This is a genomic window from Micromonospora salmantinae (genome assembly GCF_022230905.1).
GTDB lineage: Bacteria > Actinomycetota > Actinomycetes > Mycobacteriales > Micromonosporaceae > Micromonospora > Micromonospora salmantinae.
Map to the genome: position 1 here is coordinate 348,765 of NZ_JAKKFG010000012.1, position 23,830 is coordinate 372,594.

Annotated in this window: 26 protein-coding genes; 13 read left to right on the forward strand and 13 right to left on the reverse strand. The window is 72.1% G+C overall.

Going from position 1 to position 23,830, the window contains the following annotated elements:
* Positions 1-48: 48 nt before the first annotated feature.
* Positions 49-180 (reverse strand): hypothetical protein, encoded by a 132-nt coding sequence (locus tag PSH03_RS32450; protein ID WP_255750438.1) that lies wholly within the window; start codon positions 178-180, stop codon positions 49-51.
* Positions 180-509 (reverse strand): hypothetical protein, encoded by a 330-nt coding sequence (locus tag PSH03_RS12205; RefSeq protein ID WP_238689151.1) that lies wholly within the window; start codon positions 507-509, stop codon positions 180-182. Before PSH03_RS12205 ends, PSH03_RS32450 begins: the two co-directional genes overlap by 1 nt.
* Positions 510-1,070: 561 nt before the next feature.
* Here PSH03_RS12205 and glmS point away from each other — a divergent pair.
* Entirely contained in the window at positions 1,071-2,984 is a 1,914-nt protein-coding gene (gene glmS, locus PSH03_RS12210; protein ID WP_210783288.1) for a glutamine--fructose-6-phosphate transaminase (isomerizing), read from the forward strand.
* Between the two features lie 3 nt (positions 2,985-2,987).
* On the opposite strand, the gene PSH03_RS12215 is transcribed toward glmS, so the two are convergent.
* Positions 2,988-4,580, reverse strand: coding sequence for an alpha/beta hydrolase (locus PSH03_RS12215; protein WP_238689153.1), 1,593 nt, complete (start codon positions 4,578-4,580; stop codon positions 2,988-2,990).
* Positions 4,577-4,873, reverse strand: coding sequence for a hypothetical protein (locus PSH03_RS12220; protein ID WP_112676914.1), 297 nt, complete (start codon positions 4,871-4,873; stop codon positions 4,577-4,579). Before PSH03_RS12220 ends, PSH03_RS12215 begins: the two co-directional genes overlap by 4 nt.
* A 174-nt stretch (positions 4,874-5,047) precedes the next feature.
* Here PSH03_RS12220 and PSH03_RS12225 point away from each other — a divergent pair, with 174 nt between their 5' ends.
* From PSH03_RS12225 to ung, 6 genes are all read left to right on the forward strand, one after another.
* Positions 5,048-5,416 carry a holo-ACP synthase gene (locus PSH03_RS12225; protein ID WP_124860243.1) on the forward strand — a complete coding sequence of 123 codons (369 nt, stop codon included), beginning with the start codon at positions 5,048-5,050 and terminating at the stop codon, positions 5,414-5,416.
* A gap of 55 nt (positions 5,417-5,471) precedes the next feature.
* A complete protein-coding gene (locus PSH03_RS12230) occupies positions 5,472-6,941 on the forward strand; it encodes an NAD(P)H-hydrate dehydratase (RefSeq protein ID WP_210783296.1) in 1,470 nt (489 codons plus the stop codon).
* A gap of 90 nt (positions 6,942-7,031) precedes the next feature.
* Entirely contained in the window at positions 7,032-8,150 is a 1,119-nt protein-coding gene (gene alr, locus PSH03_RS12235) for an alanine racemase (protein ID WP_238689154.1), read from the forward strand.
* The gene (locus PSH03_RS12240; protein ID WP_210783300.1) at positions 8,147-9,250 is read left to right on the forward strand and encodes an alpha/beta fold hydrolase; all 1,104 of its coding nucleotides are present in this window, start codon (positions 8,147-8,149) and stop codon (positions 9,248-9,250) included. The genes alr and PSH03_RS12240 overlap by 4 nt, the downstream gene beginning before the upstream one ends.
* The gene (gene tsaE / locus PSH03_RS12245) at positions 9,247-9,729 is read left to right on the forward strand and encodes a tRNA (adenosine(37)-N6)-threonylcarbamoyltransferase complex ATPase subunit type 1 TsaE (protein WP_238689155.1); all 483 of its coding nucleotides are present in this window, start codon (positions 9,247-9,249) and stop codon (positions 9,727-9,729) included. Before PSH03_RS12240 ends, tsaE begins: the two co-directional genes overlap by 4 nt.
* Before the next feature lie 65 nt (positions 9,730-9,794).
* On the forward strand, positions 9,795-10,496 hold the full coding sequence (gene ung, locus PSH03_RS12250) for a uracil-DNA glycosylase (protein ID WP_210783306.1): 702 nt from the start codon (positions 9,795-9,797) through the stop codon (positions 10,494-10,496).
* A gap of 43 nt (positions 10,497-10,539) precedes the next feature.
* Here ung and PSH03_RS12255 read toward each other — a convergent pair whose 3' ends face one another.
* Positions 10,540-11,244 (reverse strand): helix-turn-helix domain-containing protein, encoded by a 705-nt coding sequence (locus PSH03_RS12255; protein ID WP_238689156.1) that lies wholly within the window; start codon positions 11,242-11,244, stop codon positions 10,540-10,542.
* Positions 11,245-11,461: 217 nt separating this feature from the next.
* On the opposite strand from PSH03_RS12255, the gene tsaB reads away from it, so the two are divergent.
* The 4 genes from tsaB to PSH03_RS12275 are packed head-to-tail and all read left to right on the forward strand — an operon-like array spanning position 11,462 to position 13,926.
* Positions 11,462-12,139: a tRNA (adenosine(37)-N6)-threonylcarbamoyltransferase complex dimerization subunit type 1 TsaB gene (gene tsaB / locus PSH03_RS12260; protein ID WP_210783310.1), complete on the forward strand. Its 678-nt coding sequence runs from the start codon at positions 11,462-11,464 to the stop codon at positions 12,137-12,139.
* The gene (gene rimI / locus PSH03_RS12265; RefSeq protein ID WP_210783312.1) at positions 12,136-12,618 is read left to right on the forward strand and encodes a ribosomal protein S18-alanine N-acetyltransferase; all 483 of its coding nucleotides are present in this window, start codon (positions 12,136-12,138) and stop codon (positions 12,616-12,618) included. Before tsaB ends, rimI begins: the two co-directional genes overlap by 4 nt.
* Positions 12,611-13,657: a tRNA (adenosine(37)-N6)-threonylcarbamoyltransferase complex transferase subunit TsaD gene (gene tsaD / locus PSH03_RS12270; RefSeq protein ID WP_238689158.1), complete on the forward strand. Its 1,047-nt coding sequence runs from the start codon at positions 12,611-12,613 to the stop codon at positions 13,655-13,657. The genes rimI and tsaD overlap by 8 nt, the downstream gene beginning before the upstream one ends.
* Before the next feature lie 14 nt (positions 13,658-13,671).
* Positions 13,672-13,926, forward strand: a complete 255-nt coding sequence (locus PSH03_RS12275; RefSeq protein WP_053660576.1) for a hypothetical protein — start codon at positions 13,672-13,674, stop codon at positions 13,924-13,926.
* 33 nt (positions 13,927-13,959) lie between these two features.
* Here the strand turns inward: PSH03_RS12275 and PSH03_RS12280 are convergent, their stop codons facing one another.
* The 8 genes from PSH03_RS12280 to PSH03_RS12315 form a co-directional block, all read right to left on the reverse strand.
* Positions 13,960-14,700 carry a DUF4142 domain-containing protein gene (locus tag PSH03_RS12280; RefSeq protein WP_210783316.1) on the reverse strand — a complete coding sequence of 247 codons (741 nt, stop codon included), beginning with the start codon at positions 14,698-14,700 and terminating at the stop codon, positions 13,960-13,962.
* 125 nt (positions 14,701-14,825) lie between these two features.
* A complete protein-coding gene (locus PSH03_RS12285) occupies positions 14,826-15,122 on the reverse strand; it encodes a DUF1707 SHOCT-like domain-containing protein (RefSeq protein ID WP_238689159.1) in 297 nt (98 codons plus the stop codon).
* 19 nt (positions 15,123-15,141) lie between these two features.
* Positions 15,142-16,323, reverse strand: a complete 1,182-nt coding sequence (locus tag PSH03_RS12290) for an ROK family protein (protein ID WP_112737048.1) — start codon at positions 16,321-16,323, stop codon at positions 15,142-15,144.
* A gap of 22 nt (positions 16,324-16,345) precedes the next feature.
* Positions 16,346-17,608, reverse strand: coding sequence for a sugar ABC transporter permease (locus PSH03_RS12295; protein ID WP_238689160.1), 1,263 nt, complete (start codon positions 17,606-17,608; stop codon positions 16,346-16,348).
* Positions 17,605-18,423, reverse strand: a complete 819-nt coding sequence (locus PSH03_RS12300) for an ATP-binding cassette domain-containing protein (protein WP_238689161.1) — start codon at positions 18,421-18,423, stop codon at positions 17,605-17,607. The genes PSH03_RS12295 and PSH03_RS12300 overlap by 4 nt, the downstream gene beginning before the upstream one ends.
* 114 nt (positions 18,424-18,537) lie before the next feature.
* Entirely contained in the window at positions 18,538-19,623 is a 1,086-nt protein-coding gene (locus PSH03_RS12305; RefSeq protein ID WP_210783322.1) for a sugar ABC transporter substrate-binding protein, read from the reverse strand.
* Between the two features lie 179 nt (positions 19,624-19,802).
* On the reverse strand, positions 19,803-20,282 hold the full coding sequence (gene ybaK / locus PSH03_RS12310; RefSeq protein WP_210783324.1) for a Cys-tRNA(Pro) deacylase: 480 nt from the start codon (positions 20,280-20,282) through the stop codon (positions 19,803-19,805).
* Positions 20,283-20,307: 25 nt separating this feature from the next.
* Positions 20,308-21,504 (reverse strand): THUMP-like domain-containing protein, encoded by a 1,197-nt coding sequence (locus PSH03_RS12315; protein WP_210783326.1) that lies wholly within the window; start codon positions 21,502-21,504, stop codon positions 20,308-20,310.
* Positions 21,505-21,769: 265 nt separating this feature from the next.
* Between PSH03_RS12315 and groES the strand changes: the two genes are divergently transcribed.
* Together groES and groL are read left to right on the forward strand one after the other, a co-directional pair.
* Entirely contained in the window at positions 21,770-22,078 is a 309-nt protein-coding gene (groES, locus tag PSH03_RS12320) for a co-chaperone GroES (protein ID WP_007465101.1), read from the forward strand.
* 70 nt (positions 22,079-22,148) lie between these two features.
* Positions 22,149-23,789, forward strand: coding sequence for a chaperonin GroEL (gene groL / locus PSH03_RS12325; RefSeq protein WP_210783328.1), 1,641 nt, complete (start codon positions 22,149-22,151; stop codon positions 23,787-23,789).
* The last annotated feature ends 41 nt before the right edge of the window (positions 23,790-23,830 follow it).

Sequence of the window (23,830 nt, forward strand, 5' to 3'; positions counted from 1 at the left end):
GTCGTCACCTGCGCCAGCCTACGGCCATACCCGGCTCGGACCCCAGCCTCACTCGGGCGCGCAACTGGTCGGCCAGTACCCCCGGGTCTTGTCGACGACCGGCTTGCCGGCGCCGGTGACAGTGACTGTGCAGTCGAGTGGTCTCGCACCCTCATCGTCGGCCCATCTGGCCTCCACCATCACCCTGGTCTTGCCGTTGGTGCGAATGGTGGTGCGCTGGTGGGCTCCGTCCAACCGGCGTCGTCGGGGACGACCCACGGCTGCTCGGCGATCGGGTCCGGGTTGGTCGAGCCGAGCCACAGGCCACCCACGCAGAGGCAGCCACACACGAGTAGGACGAGTGCCACGACGGCCGCGACGACGATCCCGACGATCCGCCCGCTGCTCGTGGCCGGCTTGCCGGGGACCTGCGGATACCCGGGGTAGGCGTACGGCGGCGGATAGCCGGGCGGCGGCCAGTCGGTGCCGGGCGGCGGCCAGCCAGCGGCCGAGGGCTGCCCGCCGGGCATGGGCCACCCCGCTGGGGGTGGCGATCCGGCCGACGGCGGGCCTGAGGCGTCGGACGTCCACGGGGGCGTCTGTGGGTCGGGCGTCCACGGCGTCGCGGACGGTTGTGGCGTCCACTGGGTGGCGGGCGGAGACGGCGTCCACGGCGCGGCCGGTGGGGCGGGCGCCCAGGGGGCCTGCGGTGCCCAAGGCTGGCCCGGAGCCAGCGGGTCGGGGGCCGGAAACGGAGCCGAGGACCGTGGCGCCGTCGGATCCGGCGGGGGTGCGGGGGAGGCCGGGGCCGGAGCGGATGAGGGCGTTGGGTCGGGCGACGGCGCGTCGGACATGGCTGCTCCGGGCGGGAGTGGGTATGGGACGGACGGGCCGTGGACGGGAGCGCCAAACCCGCCGAGAGACTGTCGCACCCGAAGGCGTGTCGCAACCCCGCCCTCCGGAGCGGGGCGCGAGCTGCCTGTGACGCTCGTCCCGTTGCGGCCGCGCAGGCACTGATCGCTCAGATTCCGTGATTGATAACCCGACTTTCGAGCAACCAACATGAGTGAAACTGGGTTAGGCTGCGGACCATGTGTGGAATCGTGGGATACGCGGGCGCGCGCCCCGCACTCGGCATCGTCCTCGACGGGCTGCGGCGACTGGAATACCGTGGCTACGACTCGGCAGGCGTCGCGATCGTCTGTGACGACAAGCTGCTGACCGAGAAGAAGGCCGGCAAGCTGGCCAACCTGGAGAAGGTGCTGTCCGAGCGGGCCGCCGACGACCCGACCTCCTGCGCGGCCAGCCCGATCGGCATCGGTGACGGCACCACAGGCATCGGGCACACCCGGTGGGCCACCCACGGCGGCCCGACCGACCGCAACGCCCACCCACACGTCGCCCCCGACGGACGGGTCGCGGTGATCCACAACGGCATCATCGAGAACTTCGCCAAGCTCCGCGCCGAGCTGGAGGCCGACGGCGTCCAGTTCACCAGCGACACCGACACCGAGTGCGCCGCGCACCTGCTCGCCGCCGCGCTGGCCGACCTGCGCGCCGCCGGCCAGCCGGACAGCCCGCAACTGCTCGCCGCCGGCATGCGCGTGGTCTGCCAGCGACTGGAAGGCGCGTTCACCCTGCTCGCGGTGGACGCCGCAGTGCCCGGCGCGGTCGTCGGCGCCCGGCGCAACTCGCCGCTGGTGGTCGGCCGGGGCGACGGGGAAAACTACCTGGCCAGCGACGTGGCCGCGTTCATCGAGCACACCCGGGAAGCGGTCGAGCTGGGCCAGGACCAGATCGTGCTGATCACCGGTGACAGCATCGAGATCACCGACTTCGAGGGCCAGCCCGCCGCCGGCAAGGACTTCCACATCGACTGGGACTCCTCGGCCGCGGAGAAGGGCGGCTACGACTGGTTCATGCTCAAGGAGATCGAGGAGCAGCCGCAGGCCATCGCCGACACGCTGCTGGGCCGGCTCACCGAGAGCGGCGAGATCGCCCTCGACGAGGTCCGCCTCAGCGACCAGGACCTGCGCGACGTCGACAAGATCTTCATCGTGGCCTGCGGCACGGCGTACCACGCCGGCATGGTCGCCAAGTACGCCATCGAGCACTGGACCCGGATCCCGTGCGAGGTGGAGCTGGCCAGCGAGTTCCGCTACCGCGACCCGGTGCTCGACCGGTCCACGCTGATCGTGGTCATCTCGCAGTCCGGCGAGACGATGGACACCCTGATGGCGCTGCGCCACGCCAAGGAGCAGAAGGCCCGGGTGCTGGCGATCTGCAACACCAACGGCTCGACCATCCCCCGCGAGTCCGACGCCGTGCTCTACACCCACGGCGGGCCGGAGATCGCCGTCGCCTCCACCAAGGCGTTCCTCACCCAGGTCGTCGCCTGCTACCTGATCGGCCTGCACCTGGCCCAGGTGCGCGGAATCAAGTTCGCCGACGAGGTGGGCGCGGTGGTCGCGCAGTTGCAGGAGATTCCCGGCAAGCTGCGTGAGCTGCTCGACCGGATCGAGCCCGTCCGCGAGCTGGCCCGGGAGCTGAAGTCCGAGCCGACAGTGCTGTTCATCGGCCGGCACGTCGGCTACCCGGTGGCCCTGGAGGGCGCGCTGAAGCTCAAGGAGTTGGCGTACATGCACGCCGAGGGCTTCGCCGCCGGTGAGCTGAAGCACGGCCCGATCGCCCTGATCGACAAGGGCACCCCGGTCATCTGCGTGGTGCCCTCGCCGGTGGGCCGGGGCATGCTGCACGACAAGGTCGTCTCCAACATCCAGGAGGTCCGGGCTCGTGGCGCGCGGACCATCGTGATCGCTGAGGAGGGCGACGAGGCGGTCGTCCGGTACGCCGACCACCTGATCTACGTGCCGCGTACGCCCACCCTGCTTGCCCCGCTCGTCACCACTGTGCCGTTGCAGGTGCTCGCCGCCGAGATCGCCGCCGCTCGGGGGCACGACGTGGACCAGCCCCGCAACCTGGCCAAGTCGGTCACCGTCGAGTAAGCCTCAGCGGCCCAACACGACCCGGGCCATCCCGTCCAGCGCAGGATTGCCCGGGTCCCAGTAACCGGTGTGCCCGCCTCGCCCACTGCCGAAGACCCGACCGCCGAACCCGGGATCCGACGGGTCGTGCCCAAACCACAGTTCGTGCCCGGTCTGGCCCGGCCAGCCCAGCACGGCGGCCAGCGGAGCCGTACGCAGCAGGGCCTGTCGGCCCAGCTCCTCCGGTGACCGGGCCGCCCGGATCACGTCGTCGGGGGCGCTGCTCGCCCAGACCTCCCCGGGTGGCACACCCAACTCGGTGGCGTGCGACGCGCCGACACCGGGGGAGCCGACGAAGACCAACGCGTCGGCGGCCAGGCCGTGCTCCCGGGCGGCCACACCCACCACCAGCGACCCGTAGCTGTGCCCGAGCACCGTCTGCCGGGCCGGCGGCCCGTCGTGGCTGACGCGCAGCCCCTCCTGGAAGCGGTGCAACGCCGGGCCGGCGTCCCGGGCCTGACCCGCCGAGGCGGCCTCGGTCAGCAGATCCGGAGCGTCGTAGTCCAACCAGAGCACCGCCGCGCTGCGCTCATCCGGGGCGAGCGCGGCACACCGCTCCAGCACCCGGGCCGCCCTGCCCAGCTCGCCGGAGGCGTCGTCCAGGCCGGCGGTCATCCCCGGCACGTAGGTCAGCACCCGGTCGGCGTGGTCCGGGTCGCCGAGCGCCACCACCGCCCGGCCCTCACCCGCCGGATCCAACCCGAGCAGGTACGCCCGCGGCGCCTCGCCGGCCGTCAGTCGCTCGACCAGCGCGTCCAGGCCGGCCAGCCGTCCGGCCACCCCGCGCAACCGGATCAACGCGAGCGGCCCTGGCGACACCTGGGACAGCAGCCGTCGCCGCTCGGCCAGCAGCTCCGCACGCCAGGCGTCGAGCCGTAACCGGTTGGCCCGGTCGCGGACGGCAACCGGTAGCCCGTCCAACCGGCCGACCAGTGCCGGCTCGCGCCCGATCAGCCACCGTCGCTGCGCCGGGGTCAACCCGGACCACCAGGCGCTGACCAGCGCGGGTGCGGCACCGAGGGCCGGTCGGCCCGGCGGGGGCGGGGACGCCCAACCGGTGCCGGCGGCCCTCGCCAGGTCATCCAACCGGTCGGCGGCGACCCGGTCTGCGGCGGCTGCCCCGTCGAGCGCGGCCCGCAGGGCCGCGGCCACCCCAGCCGCTGCCACCCCGGCCCGCTCGGTGGGCCGAAACCGGGCGGGATCGACCCGCACCCCACCCGAACGGTCCACCAGCAGGCCGGCCGCCTCGGCCTGGGCGACCGCCTGGGAGAGCCGTGCCTTCGCCACCGCCAGCCCACCGGCCAACTCGGCCAGCACCTGGTCGACCTCGATCAGCGCGGGTGCGATCGAGGCCAGCTCGTCACGCAGACCGCCGAGTCGAGTGCCCGCCGCCGTGGCTGCCGCACCCGACCAACCGCCCCGCAACCGCCCGGTGGCCGTGCGCAGCTCGCCGAGGTGCCGATCGAGTGGCCCGGCCAACCCCGCCCACGCCGCCCCGGCGGCCCGCCACCCGCCCGGATCGACAGCCCACAGCTGTCGGTAACCGACACTGCTCACCGGGGTAGGGAGGCGAACCGGCCGGCGGCCCGGTCGTCCACCGTCTCGTACGCCTCGGCCGCCGCCCGGACCCCGCCGGAGGTCGCCGCGACCCGGGCACCCAGCCGGCAGAACCAGGCGTGCCCGGCCGCCTCCAACCCGGCCAGCGCCGCGCCGGCTCGCCACTCGGGCGCCGCCACCACCAGCCCGGGCAGCCCCGCGAGGCCCAACGCCAACCGGCGCGCCTCGTCGTCGAGCAGGACGGCGACAGCCCGCAACTCCTCCGGTTGGACGGCGAACGGCTCGTCGGTCATGACCACACCCCCGTGGACGATCGGCATCGACGCGCTGACGCTAGGCACGTACCGGAGGCCGCGCGGTGCCCTGTGGACAGCCGACGTCGAGGCGTACCCCGGGGTGTCCACAGGCGTTGCCCAGCGCGAGCCCGACGGTTAATCTGCGGCCTCGACCGCCGGTAGGGTGGTGTGGTGATCGTCGCTGTCGGCATCGACGTCGTCCTGGTCGACCGGTTCGCCCGGGCCCTGGCACGGACGCCGCTGCTCGCCGACCGGCTCTTCACCGAGGCCGAGCGGCACACCCGCTCCGGCAGCCCGCGCTCGCCCGAGTCGCTCGCCGCCCGGTTCGCCGCCAAGGAGGCGGTGGCCAAGGCGCTCGGCGCCCCGGCCGGGCTCAGCTGGCACGACTGCGAGATCGTGCCCGACCCGGACGGCCGCCCCTGGCTGGCCGTCTCCGGCACTGTCGCGGCGGTGGCCGACGCACGCGGGGTCAACCACTGGCATCTCTCGTTGTCGCACGACGGCGGGATCGCGTCGGCGATGGTGGTCGCGGAACGATGACGTCGGCCGGGAGGGCCGGTCAGGTCCGCCCGCTAACGGAATGGGACACGGTGGCATGAGATCGGTGTGGCGGGTGGCCGACGTACGGGCGGCCGAAGCGGGGTTGATGGGCACGCTGCCGGAGGGGACGCTGATGCAGCGGGCCGCGGCCGGCCTGGCCCGCCGGGCCGCGCTCCTGCTCGCCGAGCGGGGCGGGGTCTACGGAGGCCGGGTGCTGCTGCTGGTCGGCTCCGGTGACAACGGCGGCGACGCGCTGTACGCAGGGGAGCGGTTGGCCCGTCGAGGTGTCCAGGTGTCCGCCCTGCTGCTCACCCCCGGGCGGGCGCACGCCGGCGGTCTGTCCGCGCTGCGAGCCGCTGGCGGCCGGCTGGTCCAGGATCCGACCGGCCCGGTCGACCTTGTCCTCGACGGCATCGTCGGCATCGGTGGCACCGGCGGGCTACGGGCGAACGCGGACGAGGTGGTCCAGCGCCTCGGCGAGCTGCGTGGACGCGACGGGGAACGGGCCACGGTGCTGGCGGTCGACGTGCCCAGCGGGGTCGCGGTCGACACCGGTCACGTGCCGCTGTCCGCGTCCGGTCGGCCCACCGCGGTCCGCGCCGACGTGACGGTGGCCTTCGGCGCGCTGAAGCCCGCCCTGGTGGTCGGGCCGGCCGCCGCGCTGGCCGGGCAGGTCGAGCTGGTCGACATCGGGCTGCGGCAGTGGCTGCGCGGCACCCCGGCGATGCGGGTCACCGAGTGGTCCGACCTCGTCGACTGGTGGCCCCAGCTGGGGCCGGCGTCGGAGAAGTACACCCGGGGCGTGGTGGGGGTGGCGACCGGGTCGGCGACCTACCCCGGTGCGGCGGTGCTCTCCGTGGGCGGCGCACTGGCCGGGCCGACCGGCCTGGTCCGCTACGCCGGCAGCGCCCGCGCCGAGGTGCTGCACCAGCACCCGTCGGTGATCGCCAGTGGGCGGGTCGCCGACGCGGGCCGGGTGCAGGCCTGGGTCTGCGGCTCCGGGCTGGGCACCGGCGCCGACGCGGCGGCCGAGCTGCGCGCCGTGCTGGCCGCCCCGGTGCCGGTGGTGCTCGACGCCGACGCCCTGACCCTGCTGGTGGACGGCTCGCTCGCCGACCGGCTGCGGGGCCGGGACGCGCCCATCGTGGTCACCCCGCACGACCGGGAGTTCACCCGTCTCTGCGGGGAGGAGCCGGGCGCCGACCGGGTCGGCGCCGCGCTGCGGCTGGCCGCCTGGATGAACGCTGTGGTGCTGCTCAAGGGCGACCGCACGGTGATCGGCACGCCGGACGGTCGGGCGTACGTCAACCCGACCGGCACCCCGGCGCTGGCCACCGGCGGCACCGGCGACGTGTTGGCCGGGCTGCTCGGCTCGCTGCTGGCAGCCGGGGTACCCGCCGATCGGGCCGCCGCCTCGGCCGCGTACCTGCATGGGCTCGCCGGGCGGGAGGCGGCCCGGGGTGGGCCGGTGACCGCGCCCGACGTGGCGACCGCGCTGCGTCCGGTGCTGGCCCGGCTGGGCTGAACGGGGCGGTTCCGGGTGCGGTGACCGGATCGCCGCGTCGGGACGTGCGTCGCCGCCCGCGGTGATCACGGCGGAAAGTAGGCTGGGCACATGTGGCAGGCCGAGGTACGCGTCGATCTTGACGCCATCCGCGAGAACGTGAGCAGGCTCCGCTCCGGCACCACCGCCGAGTTGATGGCAGTGGTGAAGGCCGACGGGTACGGCCACGGCATGCTTCCGGCCGCCCGCGCGGCGCTCGACGCCGGCGCTGACTGGCTCGGTGTCTGCACCCTCGACGAGGCGCTCACCCTGCGGCGGGCCGGGGTGACAGTGCCGGTGCTGGCCTGGCTGCTCGCCCCCGGGTTGCCGCTGCACGAGGGGGTCACCGCCGGGGTGGACCTGGGCGCGGCCAGCCTGGCGCAACTGGACGAGATGATCGAGGCGAGTCGCCTCGCCGGGCGCCCCGCCCGCCTGCACCTCAAGATCGATACGGGGCTGTCCCGGGGCGGCGCGACGGTCGCCGACTGGCCCGCGCTGCTGGACGCCGCCGCGAAGGCGCAGGCCGACGGCCTGGTCGAGGTGGTCGGCGTGTGGAGCCACTTCGTGTACGCGGACTCGCCCGGCCACCCCACCACCGACCGTCAACTGGCCGTCTTCCATGAGGGGCTGGCCATGGTCGAGCGGGCCGGGCTGCGACCGCGCTGGCGGCACCTCGCCAACTCGGCCGCCACCCTCACCCGCCCGGACACCCACTTCGACCTGGTCCGCCCGGGCCTGGCCATCTACGGGCTCTCCCCGGTGGCCGGCGAGACGTACGGGTTGCGGCCGGCGATGACCGCCCGCGCCCGGGTGATGCTCACCAAGCGGGTGCCCGCCGGCACCGGTATCTCCTACGGACACGCCTACACCACCGACGCCGACGCGAACCTGGCCGTGGTGCCGCTCGGGTACGCCGACGGGGTCCCCCGGCACGCGTCCAACACCGGCCCGGTGCAGCTCGGCGGCGTACGCCGGACGATCTCGGGGCGGGTCTGCATGGACCAGTTCGTGCTCGACTGCGGCGACGACCCGGTGGCCGACGGCGACGTGGCGACGCTCTTCGGCAGCGGCGTCGACGGCGAGCCGACAGCGGACGACTGGGCCGAGGCGGTCGGCACGATCAACTACGAGATCGTCACCCGGTTCGGCGGCACGCGGGTGCCCCGGGTCTACGACGGCGAGAAACCATGAGCTATCGGATTCCGCGTCCGCGGACGGCCGCGGGCCGGGTAGCCGGGATCGTCGGCGCGGCGGTGGGGGTGGCCGCGGCAGGTCTGGCGGCTGGCGTCGCTACCGAGCGGACCCTGGTCCGCCGGCTCAAGGCCGACCCGGCCGACCGCTACGCGCACGAGACATTCGACAAGCAGCGGTACGACGAGGCGTTCCGCCTGGAGCTGCCGGACGGCACCGACATCCACGTCGAGGTGGTCGAGCCGACCCGGCCGGTGCCGGGGCGACCGACAGTGGTGCTGGTGCACGGCTTCTGCCTGGACATGGGGACGTTCCACTTCCAGCGCCAGATGCTCGCCGCCCGCGGTGACTACCGGATCGTGGCGTACGACCAGCCCGGTCACGGCCGGTCCGGCCGCCTGGAGACCGGGGAGTACGACCTCGCGGTGCTCGGCCGGACACTGCGCCAGGTGATCGACCGGACCGCCCCGGACGGGCCGTTGGTGCTGGTCGGCCACTCGATGGGTGGCATGACGATCATGGCTTTCGCCGAGTTGTTCCCGGAACTGTTCGGTGACCGGGTGGTGGGCACCGTTCTGATGGCCACGTCGGGCGGGCTCGTCGCGGAGACCAAGCTGGTCGCGCCCGCGCTGCTCGGCCGGGTCGGTGGCCCGGTGCTCTACATGGTCAGCAACGCCACCCGGTACGGCGGGCCGGTGATCGACAAGGCCCGCAAGTCGACGTCGAACGTGGCCTGGTTACTGACCCGCAAGTACGGCTTCGGCACCCGCAAGCCCAGCCCGTCGCTGGTGTCCTACGTGGAGACGATGAACTCCCGGACGTCGGCCGACACGGTGACCCGCTACCTGCGGACCCTGGCCACCCACTCGCGCTTCCCGGCGCTGGCGGCGCTGGCGGCAGCTCCGGTGCTGGTGGTGGTCGGCGACAAGGACATGATCACGCCGGTGACCCACTCCGAGGAGATCGTCCGCCGGTTGCCGCACGCCGAGTTCGTGAAGATCAAGGACAGCGGTCACGTGGTGATGTTGGAGCACGCGGACGAGGTCAACGCCGCCCTGGCGCGGTTCCTGGAGTCACTGCAGAGCGTGGAGGAACGGTGAGTCACGTCGTCAAGCTGCCGACCGTCGAGGACACTCGGGACTTCGGCCGGCGGCTGGCCGGGCTGCTGCGTGCCGGCGACCTGGTGCTGTTGACCGGCCCGTTGGGCGCCGGCAAGACCGCACTCACCCAGGGCATCGGCGCCGGGCTCGGTGTTCTCGGGGACATCACCTCGCCGACCTTCGTGATCGCCCGGGTGCACCGCCCCGATCCGGGTCGGGGCGGCCGGGTGGCGCTGGTGCACGCCGACGCGTACCGGTTGGGTGACGCCACCGACCCACGCGCCGAGATCGACGACCTGGACCTCGACGCGTCGGTGGACGACTCGGTGACAGTGGTGGAGTGGGGCGAGGGCCTGGTGGAGCAGTTGGTGGACGCGCACCTGCGGGTTCGCATCGACCGCCGCGACGACGACACCCGCATCGTCGAGCTGGACCCGATCGGCGGTGACTGGGCCCGGCGGCTCGCCGACCTGGGCTAGGTCGGCGGCTGTCGTACCCGATGCCTAGAGTGCGGGGGTCCGACCCGCGCTGTGAGAGGTTCCCGATGCCCGACGACGCCCCCGCCCTGGATCTGCTGGCCCTGCTGCCGGAGCAGTGGCGCACAGCGCTCACCCCGCACCTCGATCCGGCACGCACCGCAGCGCTGGGCGAGTTCGTCGCCCGGGAGTACGCGACGCAGACGGTCTTCCCGCCGGTGGAGGATCTGTTCTCGGCATACCGGCTCTGCCCGCCGCAGGGCACCCGGGTGCTCATCCTCGGGCAGGATCCCTACCACCGGGCCGGGCAGGCACACGGCTTGAGCTTCAGCGTCCGCGACGGTGTGACGGTGCCGCCGTCGTTGCGCAACGTCTTCAAGGAGCTGGGCGAGGACGTGGGCGTCCCCAAGCCGCGCAGCGGCAACCTGAACGGGTGGGCCGCCCAGGGGGTGCTGCTGCTCAACGCGGTGCTGACCGTCCGGCAGGCCACCCCGGGGTCGCACGCCAACGCCGGCTGGGAAGAGTTCACCGACGCGACCATCCGGGCACTGGACGCGGCACCGGAGCGGGTGGTCTTCCTGCTCTGGGGTGGCTACGCCCGCAAGAAGGCCGCGCTGGTCACCAACCCGCAGCACGTGGTGCTGGAGGCCGGTCACCCCAGCCCGATGAACCCGCGCGGCTTCCTCGGTAGCCGCCCGTTCAGCGCGGCCAACAAGGCACTCGCCGACGCCGGCCTGCCCACAGTCGATTGGGAGCGCACCGCCGGCTGAGCCGCTCGTCGACGTCCTGCTGCTGGTTTGGACCGGCACTGGCTCAGCCGTCGCTGGCCAGCTGCCGGTCCCGGTAGCGGCGCAGCAACTCGGCGGCGCGTGGCTCGCTCAGTTCCAGCTCGACCAGCGGCACCACCTGGTAACTCCGCCCACCGTGGCGCACCTCGATCGTCTCGGGCAGCTCGTCGCACATGGTGGCCCTGATCTCCCCGTACCGTGTCGACCACAGGTGTTCGCCCGGCTCTTCTGGCTCCAACCACACCCCGCCGAACTCACCCCAGCGGGCGTTCCACCGCTGCCCGTAGTTCGTCTCCAGCCAGCGGGTGAACGGTTTGGAGTCCTGCCAGCGCAGGGCGATCTCCAGCGCGTCGACCGGCACCGGCGCGCCCTGCAACAGCGCCGCAGTGCTCCCGGTGATCGCCTGCGGAAAGTCGGTGAGCCGATCCAGCAGCCGATCCAACCCCAGCCCGTCGATCCGTTCGGCGATCGGCCGGGCGGCCAGGTCGTCGATCCGGGCGTCGAGGTGCGCGTCCAACGGCTCGACCCCGACGACCAACTGCACATCCATCGCGGCAAGCAACCGCTCCAGTACGGCGATGGTAGGCGCCCGCTCACCGCGTTCGAAGCGGGCCACCGCTGCCTGGTCGACCTCGGCCAGCGCGGCCAACTGACGCTGACTCAGGTCGCGCAGATGTCGTTGCTGCCGTACGGCAGCGCCGAGAAGGGTGACAAGGCGAGTGGATGACATCCCGGCATGGTGGACCAAGGGCGAGACGTCCGCGATCCCGTTGCGGCAGATCGGCGGATGGCGGGTCGCCTTACTTCAATGAGCGTGATGTCTGTGAGTCATCACGATGACCCACAGACATCACGCTCATTCGGGAACGTGGCTCCACCGCTCATTCGGAGCGGCGGTGGCGGGGCGTGACCGGGGCGCGTGGGCGGGGCGGCTAGGCTGGCTTACCGTGCTCGTACTCGTGGTGGACAGCTCGACCCCCGCGGTCACCGCCGCGCTGGTGGAGGTCTCGGCAGACGGCGTGGCGTCGCGTGCGCACCGGTGCACCGTCGACGCCCGCGCGCACGGTGAGCTGCTCGCGCCCCAGGTGGATGCGGTCCTCGCCGACGCTGACGCGCGCCCGCGTGACCTGGCCGCCATCGTCGCCGGGCTCGGCCCGGGTCCGTTCACCGGGCTACGGGTCGGCCTGGTCACCGCCGCGACGATGGGTCAGGTGCTCGGCATCCCCACGTACGGCGTCTGTTCGCTGGACGCCATCGGTTACCCGGCGGCGTCCGGCGCGCCGGTCCTGGCCGCCACCGACGCCCGGCGCAAGGAGCTCTACTGGGCCGTCTACGACGGTGCCGGCCAGCGGATCGTCGGGCCCGAGGTGTCCGCGCCGGCGGTCGCCGCCGCGCGCGCCCGCGAACTGGGCGCGACGATCGCGGTCGGTGACGGGGCACACCGGTACGCCGAGGTCCTGGACCTGCCCGTTCGGGTCGAGCCGCGCTACCCGGACGCGACAGTGCTGGCGTTGCTCGCCGCCGAGCGGGTCCGGGCGGGCGCGTCCAGTGAGCGGCTCACCCCGCTCTACCTGCGCCGCCCCGACGCGGTGGCGGCGACCGGCCGCAAACCGGTCCTGCCATGACGGCGGTGCGGCTCGAACCGTTCCGCTGGTGGCACATCGACGACGTGCTGCCGATCGAGGCGGACCTCTTCGGCGCTGAGAAGTGGTCGCCCGCCATGTTCTGGAGCGAGCTCGCCAACGGGCACCACTACCGGATCGCCGTCGACGCGGACGGGTCGGTGCTCGGCTACGCCGGGCTCGCCGGCGTTCCGCCGGACGAGGTGTGGGTGCAGAACATCGCCGTCCGCCGGGACGCCCAGCGGCGCGGCGTGGGCCGTGCCCTGCTGGAGGAGTTGCTCGCCGAGGCGGTCCGGCGCGACGCCCGCAGCACCCTGCTGGAGGTCGCCGTGGACAACGCGGCAGCTCAGCGGCTCTACGCGACGTACGGTTTCGAGCCGATCGGGGTGCGGCGCGGCTACTACCAACCGAGCAACACCGACGCGCTGGTCATGCGGCGCGACGCCGAGTCGACCGGGGACGGACCACACGACCATGGCTGACGAACCACTGATCCTGGGTATCGAGACCTCCTGCGACGAGACCGGTGTCGGCATCGTGCGGGGGCACACCCTGCTGGCCGACGCGCTCGCCTCCAGCGTCGAGGAACACGCCCGGTTCGGGGGTGTGGTGCCGGAGGTGGCCAGCCGGGCACACCTGGAGGCCATCGTGCCGACCATGGACCGGGCACTGACCGAGGCCGGCGTCACGCTGGCCGACATCGACGCGATCGCTGTCACCTCCGGGCCGGGGCTCGCCGGTGCGTTGCTGGTCGGCGTCGCTGCCGCCAAGGGGTACGCGGTCGCCGCCGAGAAACCCGTCTACGGCGTCAACCACCTCGCCGCCCACGTCGCGGTGGACACCCTTGAGCACGGCCCACTGCCCGAGCCCGCCATCGCGCTCCTGGTGTCCGGCGGCCATTCGTCCCTCCTGCTCGTGGACGACCTGGCCCGGGGTGTCACCCCGCTGGGCGCCACCATCGACGACGCGGCCGGGGAAGCGTTCGACAAGGTCGCCCGGCTGCTCGGGTTGCCGTTCCCGGGCGGTCCGCCCATCGACCGGCAGGCCCGGGCCGGCGATGCCGCCTCGATCGCCTACCCCCGCGGTCTGACCGCCGCGAAGGATCTCGCCGCCCACCGGTACGACTTCTCGTTCTCGGGCCTGAAGACGGCGGTGGCCCGGTGGGTCGAGGCCCGTCAGCGTGCCGGTGAGCCGGTGCCGGTGGCCGACGTGGCGGCGTCCTTCCAGGAGGCGGTCTGTGACGTCCTGACCAGCAAGGCGCTCGCCGCCTGCCGGGCGCAGGGCATCGATACCCTGGTCATCGGCGGGGGAGTGGCGGCGAACTCGCGGCTGCGGGCGATGGCCGAGCAGCGAGCCGAGAAGTACGGCATCCGGGTCCGGGTACCCCGGCCGAAGCTGTGCACCGACAACGGCGCGATGGTGGCCGCGCTCGGTTCGCACCTGGTCGCCGCCGGGGTCGCTCCGAGCCGACTGGACCTGCCAGCCGACTCGGCACTTCCGTTGACAACGGTCAGCGTGTGACGGGAGCGGCGGACATGATCGTGCGGATGTGGGAGGCACGCGCCGAGGCGTACGGAGTCGCCGACCTGATCACCTGGGTGTGCGACACCGCCCTGCCCGAGTTGGAGCACGACCCGCTTCATGTCTCCAGCGAGGTCTTCTCCTCCACCGACCACCGCGTGGTGGTGATCTCCAAGTGGCGCAGCAACCCCCGCCCGCTGCCGGACCCGCCAGCCCTGCTGGTGGCCCGCGCCCCGCACTCCTGGGACTTCACCCAGGTAGACCGCTGACGCGAGCCACCATCCAGGCCGCTGCCTGATCGGTCAGCTGCGGCGCAACATCCGGTAGGTGGCGATTCCACCCGTGCCCAGCGCGGCGAGGAAGACCAGCCAGACGACCGTGCTGCTGACTCCGACCTGCGGGCCGGAGTTGGCGGAGGCAGCGGCCAGGAGCCCGTCCTCACCCGGGGCGGGCAGCGCGGCCGGCGGCAGCTCCGGCCAACGGACCAGGCCGGTGCTCTCCAGCATCTGCATGTGGTGCTGGACGAACGCGTTGGCGTCCTCGCAGAGCTTGCGGACGGTGGCGTCCCGGGTGCTGGCGCGGACCGCGCCGATCACCGGGAAGATTTTGCCGTGGGCGACCCGGAGCCGGGTGACGAAGATCTGGTCGAACCGAGCGCCGGACGCCTTCTGCATCTCGGCAAGCCAGCCCTTCTGCTCTGCGGTCGGCTCGCTGGGGATCGTCGCGCCCAACTTGTTGGCCGCGTCGACCACGAGCTGGTCGAGCTTCTGGTGCTCGCTGGCGATGCCGGCGCCGATCTCCCGGACCTTCGCCGACTGTCCCTTCTCGGCGGCCATCTGGCCGGCTGGCATCTCCCACAGCCCGGCCAGCCGCACTCCGTTGAGCAGTGTCATGTCGGCGGCGTTGAGCTGCTGGCCACCGGCGGGCGCGGCGACGGCCACGCCGGGCAGGACACCGACCCCCGCGATGATCGCGATGAGCAGCATCGCCGCTCGGTGGGTCCGGGTGCCCAGTCGGCGGTGGGCGGATCTGCGCGGTGCCATGTCTGTGGTGCCTCCTCGGTCCGGACCGGAACGCGTCTGGACCGGGCAGCCGTATCCTGCCGGTTGCCCGTCCGCCCACTGGTACGGACTGATCGCGCGATCAGTTCATCGCGGAGCGACAGGGATCAGCGGGTGACGGCGAGCAGGCCGCCGAGCAGCAGCAGGGTGAGCGCCGCGGCGGCGAAGACCATCAGCAACTCCTGACGCCCGCGCCCGACCGGGCCGGCGTCGACGACCGAGGTGGGCAGGGCCGGTAGATCGCGGGTCAGCGCGGCCAGGTCACCGAGGGTGCGCGCCGTCCACACCGCACCGGCCCGATCGGCGAACTCGTCGAGCGTCAGCCGGCCCGCCGCGGTGTGCTGGTGCAGCGCGGCGACCACCCGGTTGCGGTCGTCGTCGGAGGCGCGCAGCTCGACATCCACGCCGGACAGCGTACGCGGATCAGCCCACGTCGAGGGGGTCGGCGAGGAGCCGTTCGAAGGCCAGCTCGGCGGCACCGATCAGGGGCGCGTCAGTACCCAGTTTCGGCGTGCGCAGCCGGACGTGCTCCAGGCAGGCGCCGAGCGCGTTGGAGTTGAGCCGGCTGCGGATCTGGGCCGCCGCCGCGAGGTAGAGGTCACGCATTGTCCCGCCGAAGATGACCATCTCGGGGTTGAAGACGTTCACCAGGTTGGCCACCCCGAAGCCGAGCCAGTCGCCGGCCTGGCGGACCGCCGTCTGGGCCCTGGCGTCCCCGCGGTCGGCCGCGTCGAAGACCTCCAGCAGCGCGTCACGGCCCCGGGCGTCGGAGCGTCCGGCGGCGCGCAGGAGGCCGTGCTCGCCGATCTCGGTCTCCCAACAGCCCCGGGAGCCGCACTCACAGGGCTTGCCGTCGCGGACCACCTTCATGTGGCCGACCTCGCCGCCGTAGCCACCGTGCCCGGTCAGCCGGCGCCCACCGGCGATGATGCCGGCACCCACGCCCACGTCGCCGTACAGGTAGAGGACGTTGTCGCAGCCTGCCGCCACACCTCGTGCGTGCTCGGCGAACGCGGCGACGTCGGCCACGTTGCCCACTGTGACCGGTACGTCGATGCCCAACTCGTCGGCGAGGGCCGCGCCGATCGGCTCGTCCACCCAACCGGTGGTGGGGCCGAGCCGGACCAGGCCGTCGTCCCGGCGGACCATGCCGCAGACCGCGACGCCGGCACCGACGCAGATCGCGTCCGCCGGCACCAGTTGCTGCATCTCCTTGACCGCGCCGGCCAGCAGTGGCGCGGCCTCCGCGGCCAGCAGCCCGCGCGGCCGGTCCAGATCCCGGCGGTCCAGGACCGCGCCACCCAGCCCGATCCGGGCGGCGCGCAGCCGGTCCACCTCCACCGAGTACGCGTACGCGTAGACCCGGGCCGACTCGGGCCGGACGACCAGTGACGGTCGTCCGGCTCGGCCGGTTTCCTTCGGTGCCCCTTCGCTGACCAACCCCACCGCGGACAGGTCGGCGGTGAGCGCGCCGATGGTGCTGCGGTTGAGGCCCAGCGTGGTGGTCAGTTCGGCACGGGTGGTCGCCCCGTGGACGTGCACGTGTCGCAGCAGGGCCCCGAGGTTCTGCCGTCGGACGTCATCCTGGCTCGGTCCTGGGCGCATGCTGGTGCTACCTCCCGCGCGGTCAGCGGGTGCCGGTGGCTGCCGCGCGGCGGCGGGAGAGCGCGTCGACGCTGGCGGCGAGCAGCAGCACGACGCCGGTGACCACGTACTTGACTCCCGAGGTGTACCCCATCAGGCCCATTCCGTTTTCGATGACCGCGACCACCGCGCCGCCGAGTACGGCGTCGAGGACGCGGCCCTTGCCACCGAAGAGGCTGGTGCCGCCGATCACCGCCGCGCCGACCGCGTAGAGCAGTACGTTACTGCCCCCGGTGTTCGGGTCGACCGAGTTGGCCCGGCTGGCCGCCACGATGCCACCGATGGCGGCCATCGAGGAGCAGATCACGAAGACGGAGATTCGGATCCGGTCGACTCCGATGCCGGCCCGGCGGGCCGCTTCGCGGTTGCCGCCCACGGCGTAGATGTGCCGGCCGTAGCTGGTGCGTTGGAGCACGAAGGTCCAGATGATCAGCAGCACCGCGATGATCGGCACCACGATCGGCACACCCTTGAGCGAGACGATGAGGACGTTGCGGCTGCGCTCGAGGTTGAGCACGTACACAGCGGTGCCGAGGATGACGGCGAGCCCGCCGATCCGCAGCGCCACCACCGCGAGCGGGTCGGTGATCAGGCCGCGGGCCACCCGGGTGCGGTGGCGCAGCAGTTGCACCGCCGCGTAGCCGATGACCGCGAGGGCGGTCAGCGCCCAGCCCAAGGTGGGGCCGAGGTTGCGGTTGGCGATGGCGACCAGCACGTCGTCGCGGACGGCGATGTTGGTGCCATCCTTGACGAGCAGCAGCACGACGCCCTGGAAGGCGAGGAAGCCGGCGAGGGTGACCACGAAGGACGGAATGCCGATCTTCGCGACGAGCATGCCGAGCGTGCTGCCGATGACCACACCGGTGGCGACAGCGGCGAGCACGGCGACCCACCAGGGGTAGCCGAGCACTGTGACCACATTGGCCAGCACCGCCGCGCAGACGCCGCTGGCGAAGCCGGCGGAGAGGTCGATCTCGCCGAGCAGCAGCACGAAGACCAGGCCCATCGCGATCAGCGTGACCGCCGCGCCCTGGGTGAAGAGGTTGGCGAAGTTGCCGGCCGACAGGAACGACGACGGCCGCATGATCGCGAAGACGGTGCAGAGCACGATCAGGCCGAGTACGGCTGGCAGCGCGCCGACGTCGCCACCGCGTACCCGACTGAGGTAGTTGCGGAAGTGGCCTCCGATGGTCGGCGGCGGTGTGACGGCGGCGGGTCCGTCCTTCCGCACGGCGGTGGTGGTCATCGGGCGCCTCCTGAGATCGAGTCGGCCGGCTGCGGGCCGTCGCCGTTGCTGCCCGGGTCGGTGGCGAGGCCGAGCCCGCCCGAGCGCCCGGCGGTGATCAGCTCGACCACCTGGGCGTGGGTGATGTCGGTGGTCTTCACCTGGGCGACCATCTGGCCGAGGTACAGCGCGGCGATCCGGTCGGAGACGGCGAAGACGTCGTTCATGTTGTGCGAGATGAGCACCACGGCCAGGCCGTTGTCGGCGAGGCGGCGGACCAGTTCGAGCACCTGGGCGGTCTGTGCCACGCCGAGCGCCGCGGTCGGCTCGTCCAGGATGACGAGCTTGCTGTTCCACAGCACCGCCTTGGCGATGGCCACGGTCTGGCGTTGACCGCCGGAAAGGCTGGACACGTGCTGGCGGAGTGAGGTGACGGTGCGGATGGAGAGCCCCGCCAGGGTTTCGGCGGCGAGCTGTTCCATTGTCGGCTCGTCGAGGACGATGCCGCTGCGCTTCTCCCGGCCGAGGAACATGTTCTGCACGATGTCCAGGTTGTCGCAGAGCGCGAGGTCCTGGTAGACGACCTCGATGCCGAGCGTGGCGGCGTCGCGGGGGCTGCCGATGTGCACCGGTTCACCGTTGAACAGGAACTCTCCGGCGTCGGTGGGGTGGATGCCGCTGATGCACTTCACCAGGGTCGACTTGCCGGCGCCGTTGTCGCCGACCAGTGCGGTCACTTCGCCCGGGTGGACGGTCAGGGCGACGTCGCGGAGCACCTGGACGGGACCGAAGCTCTTGTCGATCCCGCGGAGTTCCAGCAGGGGGGTCGCGGACACGGGGGTCTCCTTCTTAAGGGAGGGTCGGGGCCCGTCCGGCGGGCGCCGCCCGGCACGGGAGGGTGCTCCCGTGCCGGGCGGCGATGGTCGTTCCGGCGGGTACTGCGGCGTCGGTCAGCTGATGCCGGCTTCGGCGCAGAACTTGGCGTACGCCGCGGTGCAGACTTCTTCCTTGGTCACGTAGCCGTCGGCGATGACGTCCTTGACGCTCTCCTTGTAGATGGCCTTCGGGGTGAGCAGCACCGAGGGGACGTCCCGGTCGCCGTCCTTGACCGTCTGGCCGGTGTCCTTCGTCTCGCCCTTGGCGAGGGCGATGGCCAGGTCGGAGGCGGCCTTGGCCTCTTCCCGGACCGCCTTGTAGACGGTCATGCACTGGTCACCGGCGAGGATGTTCTGCAGGCCCTCGGTGCTGGCGTCCTGCCCGGTCACCGGCACCTTGCCGTTGAGCTTGTTCTTCTTGAGGATCGAGATGGCCGCGTTGCCGAGACCGTCGTTGGCGGCCAGCACGCCGTCGATCTTGCCGTTGGCCTTGGTGAGCTGTTGCTCGAAGATCGTCGCGGCCTGCGCGTTGTCCCACGCCGGCACCGCGTCCTCAGGGCCCTTGACGTACTCCTTGGCGTCGAACTTCGGCTTGAGCACCGAGTCGTAGCCGGCCTTGAAGAGGGTGGCGTTGTTGTCGGTGGGGGAGCCGTTCAGGTACGCCACGACGGGGTTCTTGGCGCCCTTCTCGGTCAGGCACTTCGACAGACCCTCGCCCTGGAGCTTGCCGACGGTCTCGTTGTCGAAGCTGACGTAGTACTGGGCGGAGCCGCCGAGGGTGAGCCGGTCGTAGTCGATGGTGGCCACACCCTGCGACTTGGCCTTGTCGAGCACGGCCTTGCCGGTGCCGGAGTCCAGGTTGACGATCATCAGGGCGGTCACGCCGCCGGTGATCATCTGGTCGGCGATGGTCTGGAAGGCGGTCTTGTCGTTCTGGGCGTTCTGGATGTCGTACTGGACACCGGCGGCCTTGAACGCCTCCTCCAGGAACCGACGGTCCGCCGTTTCCCAGCGGGCCGAGGACTTGCTGTCCGGGAGGATCACGCCGATCTTGGGGGTCTTGGCGGAGGCGGCCTTGTCGCCGGAGTCGTCGCTACAGGCGGTCAAGCCGCCGGTCGTGAGCAGGCCCACGGCGGCGATGGTGAGGATCCCCTTACGCATGTGCAGGGTCCTTTCGGAGGTGGGGGAGGTGTTGTTTTGTTGTGTCCGGCAACGTATTTCGCGTCACACCGGCTCCACAAGACCGCGCAGGTGCATAGTTTGTTGGGAGCGATAACAATTCAGCAACGCGACTGTTACTCCCCGGGTATCCCACGGGGGAGTCGACGTAACGACTGTCGTCAGTGGGTCTGCAACGGCGCGGTGCTGGCGTCGGTCAGCGCCACCAGATCCGCCGCGGCCAGTTCGAGTTGCAGACCACGCCGACCAGCCGAGACGTAGATCGTCGGGAGATCCAGCGCGGATTCGTCCAGCACCGTGGGCAACCGTCGACGCTGCCCGAGCGGGCTGATTCCACCGCGCACGTAACCGGTGGCCCGCTCGGCGACCGCCCGGTCGGCCAACCCCGCCCGCTTGCCGCCGACCGCCGCCGCGAGCGCCTTGAGATCCAGCTCGCCGGTGACCGGAACGACCGCCACTGTGAGCGCGCCGTCGACAGCGGTCACCAGAGACTTGAACACGCGCTCCGGCGCCACGCCGAGCGCCACCGCCACCAACGCGCCGTAGTTCGGGGCGTCCGGCGCCACCCGGTACGGATGGGTGCGATGCGGGATGCCGCGCTTGACCAACAGTGCCGTTGCCGGCGTGCCCTGTCCCGCCACAGCGACGAGGCTAGTCGAGACGGCGCTAGCCCACCGGCCGACCGATCAGCACCGTCGGTGCGCCGTCGACCCGGGTGAGCACCAGACTCGCCGCCGCGTCACCGGCCAGCCGCAGGTCCCGCCGGAGCTGCTCCGGGGTGAGCGCCGAACCCCGCTTGAGGATCTCCACCCGGCCCACCCGGCGCTCGCGCAGCAGCGCCCGCAGGCGCTTGAGCGAGAACGGCAGCACGTCGGTGATCTCCAGGCAGCGCGCGTACGGGGTGCGGATCGGCTGGTCGGCGTAGAGGTAGGCGATGCTCGGATCACCCAGGTTGGCGTCCAGTTCGGTGGCCAACTCGGCCACGAGGTGCGCGCGCACCACCGCCGGGTCCGGGTCGTACAGGTAGCGGCGCGGCGGCCCGACCGGCGCCTCGGCGGCACCCGAGCCGGTGAGCTGGTGGCGGTGAGCCTCGGCGCCCCGCTGACGATAGAGGGTGGCGCGGCGGGGCACCTCCGCCAGCTCGCCGCACCAGAGCGCGGCCTCGACCAGGTCGCCGTCCACGCCGACCCACTCGGCCTCCGCGCCGGCCGGAATGAGCGCGTGGTCCAGGCCCGGCGCGACCTTCACCACGGTTCGCGGCACCCGCTCGGCCAGCCCGGTGACGAAGTCCCACGGTGGCGAGTAGGCGCGCGGGTCGAAGATCCGCCGCCCGGTGCCGGTGGTGCGGCGGGCCGGGTCGCAGAAGACCCCGTCGACCCGTGACACGTCGAACCCGGTCGCGTCGCCGCACTCGACGGTGAACAGCTCGGCCAGGCCGGCCGCGTCGGCGTTGGCGGCGGCCATCGCCGCGGTCACCGGGTCGGCCTCCACCCCGTACACCCGGATGCCGGCACGGGCGGCGGCCAGCGCGTCGGCCCCGAGCCCGCAGCCCAGGTCGGCCAGGGTGCGCACGCCGGCCGCGTACAACCGGGCGGCCCGACGGTCGGCGACCACCCGGCGGGTGGCCTGCTCCAGGCCGGGGCGGGTGAGGAACATCCCAGCGGCGGCCGGGCCGAACTTGCCCACCGCCCGATGACGCAGCTCGGCCTGGGTCAGTGCCGCCGCGGCCAACGTCGGCGGCACCCCGGTCGCCCGCAGCGCCGACGCCGCGACCAGTGGATCACCGCCGGCCAGGTCGGCCGCCGCAGTGAGCGCGGCCGACCCCTCAGGGGTACGCAGCGCCGCCAGTTGATCGAGATCCACCCGGTCATTGTCCCGGCCGACCCGGAAATCCTGGCTGGCGGGGCGCGACGCGCTGGCACTCTCCTTGACGGAGTGCTAGCCACGGAATAACCTGCGATTAGCACTCTCACCCTGAGGGTGCCAGCTTCCGGGTCTCGCGACCCGGGTGCGCACGCCAGGCGGACCGGCACCCGCGACGACGGCACCGCCCGGTGGCATGAGGCAGATTGACGCTGGTCAGCCCCGCTGGCCAGCAACGAAACCAGTACCCCAGGAGGGTATGCCCGTGACTACCGCGACCAAGGTTGCGATCAAGCCGCTCGAGGACCGCATCGTGGTCCAGGCGAACGAGGCTGAGACCACCACGGCGTCGGGCATCGTGATCCCCGACACCGCCAAGGAGAAGCCGCAGGAGGGCACTGTCCTCGCTGTGGGCCCGGGGCGCGTCGACGACAACGGCAACCGGGTTCCGGTTGACGTGCAGGTCGGCGACACCGTCCTCTACTCGAAGTACGGCGGCACCGAGGTCAAGTACGCCGGCGAGGAGTACCTGGTGCTCTCCGCCCGCGACGTCCTCGCGGTCATCGAGAAGTAAGCAACCGATCAGTGCCACTGCCCCGGTCCGGCTCGCCGGGCCGGGGCAATGGCGCTTCGAAGGGACATTAATGGCGAAGATCCTGAGCTTCTCGGACGACGCCCGGCACCTGCTGGAGCACGGTGTCAACGCCCTCGCGGACGCGGTCAAGGTCACCCTCGGCCCGCGCGGGCGCAACGTCGTCCTGGACAAGAAATTCGGTGCGCCGACGATCACCAACGATGGTGTGACCATCGCCAAGGAGATCGAGCTCACCAACCCGTACGAGAACCTTGGCGCGCAGCTGGTCAAGGAGGTGGCGACCAAGACCAACGACGTCGCCGGCGACGGGACCACCACCGCGACAGTGCTGGCCCAGGCGATGGTTCGCGAGGGTCTGCGCAACGTGACCGCCGGGACCAACCCGGCCGGCCTCAAGCGGGGCATCGACGCGGCGGCCATGAAGGTCTCCGAGGCGCTGCTCGGCCGTGCCGCCGAGGTCACCAGCAAGGAGTCGATCGCGAACGTGGCGACGATCTCCGCGCAGGACTCCACGATCGGCGACCTGATCGCCGAGGCGATGGAGCGCGTCGGCCGCGACGGAGTCATCACCGTCGAGGAAGGCTCGATGCTCACCACCGAGCTGGACGTGACCGAGGGTCTCCAGTTCGACAAGGGCTTCATCTCGCCGAACTTCGTCACCGACCTGGAGGGTCAGGAGTCCGTCCTTGAGGACGCGTACATCCTGGTCACCACCCAGAAGATCTCGGCGATCGAGGAGCTGCTGCCGCTGCTGGAGAAGGTCCTGCAGAACAGCAAGCCCCTGCTGATCATCGCCGAGGACGTGGACGGCCAGGCGCTCTCCACCCTGGTGGTCAACTCGCTGCGCAAGACCCTCAAGGTCTGCGCGGTCAAGGCCCCGGGCTTCGGTGACCGGCGCAAGGCAATGCTCCAGGACATCGCGATCTCCACGGGTGCCGAGCTGGTCGCCCCGGAGCTGGGCTACAAGCTCGACCAGGTCGGCCTGGAGGTGCTCGGCACCGCCCGGCGCGTCGTGGTCGACAAGGAGAACACCACGATCGTCGACGGCGGTGGCCAGAAGGCCGACGTCGCCGACCGGGTGTCTCAGATCCGCAAGGAGATCGAGGCCTCCGACTCCGACTGGGACCGGGAGAAGCTGGCCGAGCGGCTGGCGAAGCTCTCCGGTGGCATCGCCGTCATCAAGGCTGGCGCGGCGACCGAGGTCGAGATGAAGGAGCGCAAGCACCGCATCGAGGACGCCATCGCGGCGACCAAGGCTGCGGTCGAGGAGGGCACCGTGCCCGGCGGCGGCGCCGCCCTGGTGCAGATCCTCTCGGTGCTCGACGACGACCTGGGCTTCACCGGTGACGAGAAGGTCGGCGTCTCGGTCGTGCGCAAGGCGCTCGTCGAGCCACTGCGCTGGATCGCCCAGAACGCCGGTCACGACGGCTACGTCGTGACGCAGAAGGTCGCCGACCTCAAGTGGGGCAACGGCCTCGACGCAGCCAAGGGCGAGTACGTCGACCTGGTCAAGGCCGGCATCATCGACCCGGTGAAGGTGACCCGCAACGCGGTCACCAACGCCGCCTCGATCGCCGGTCTGCTGCTCACCACGGAGAGCCTCGTGGTGGAGAAGCCGGAGCAGGCCGAGCCGGCCGCCGGCGGCGGGCACGGCCACGGTCACGGCCACCAGCACGGCCCGGGCTTCTGATCCGGTAGCGACACCCGTTCCGGGGCGCACCGCCGTACGGC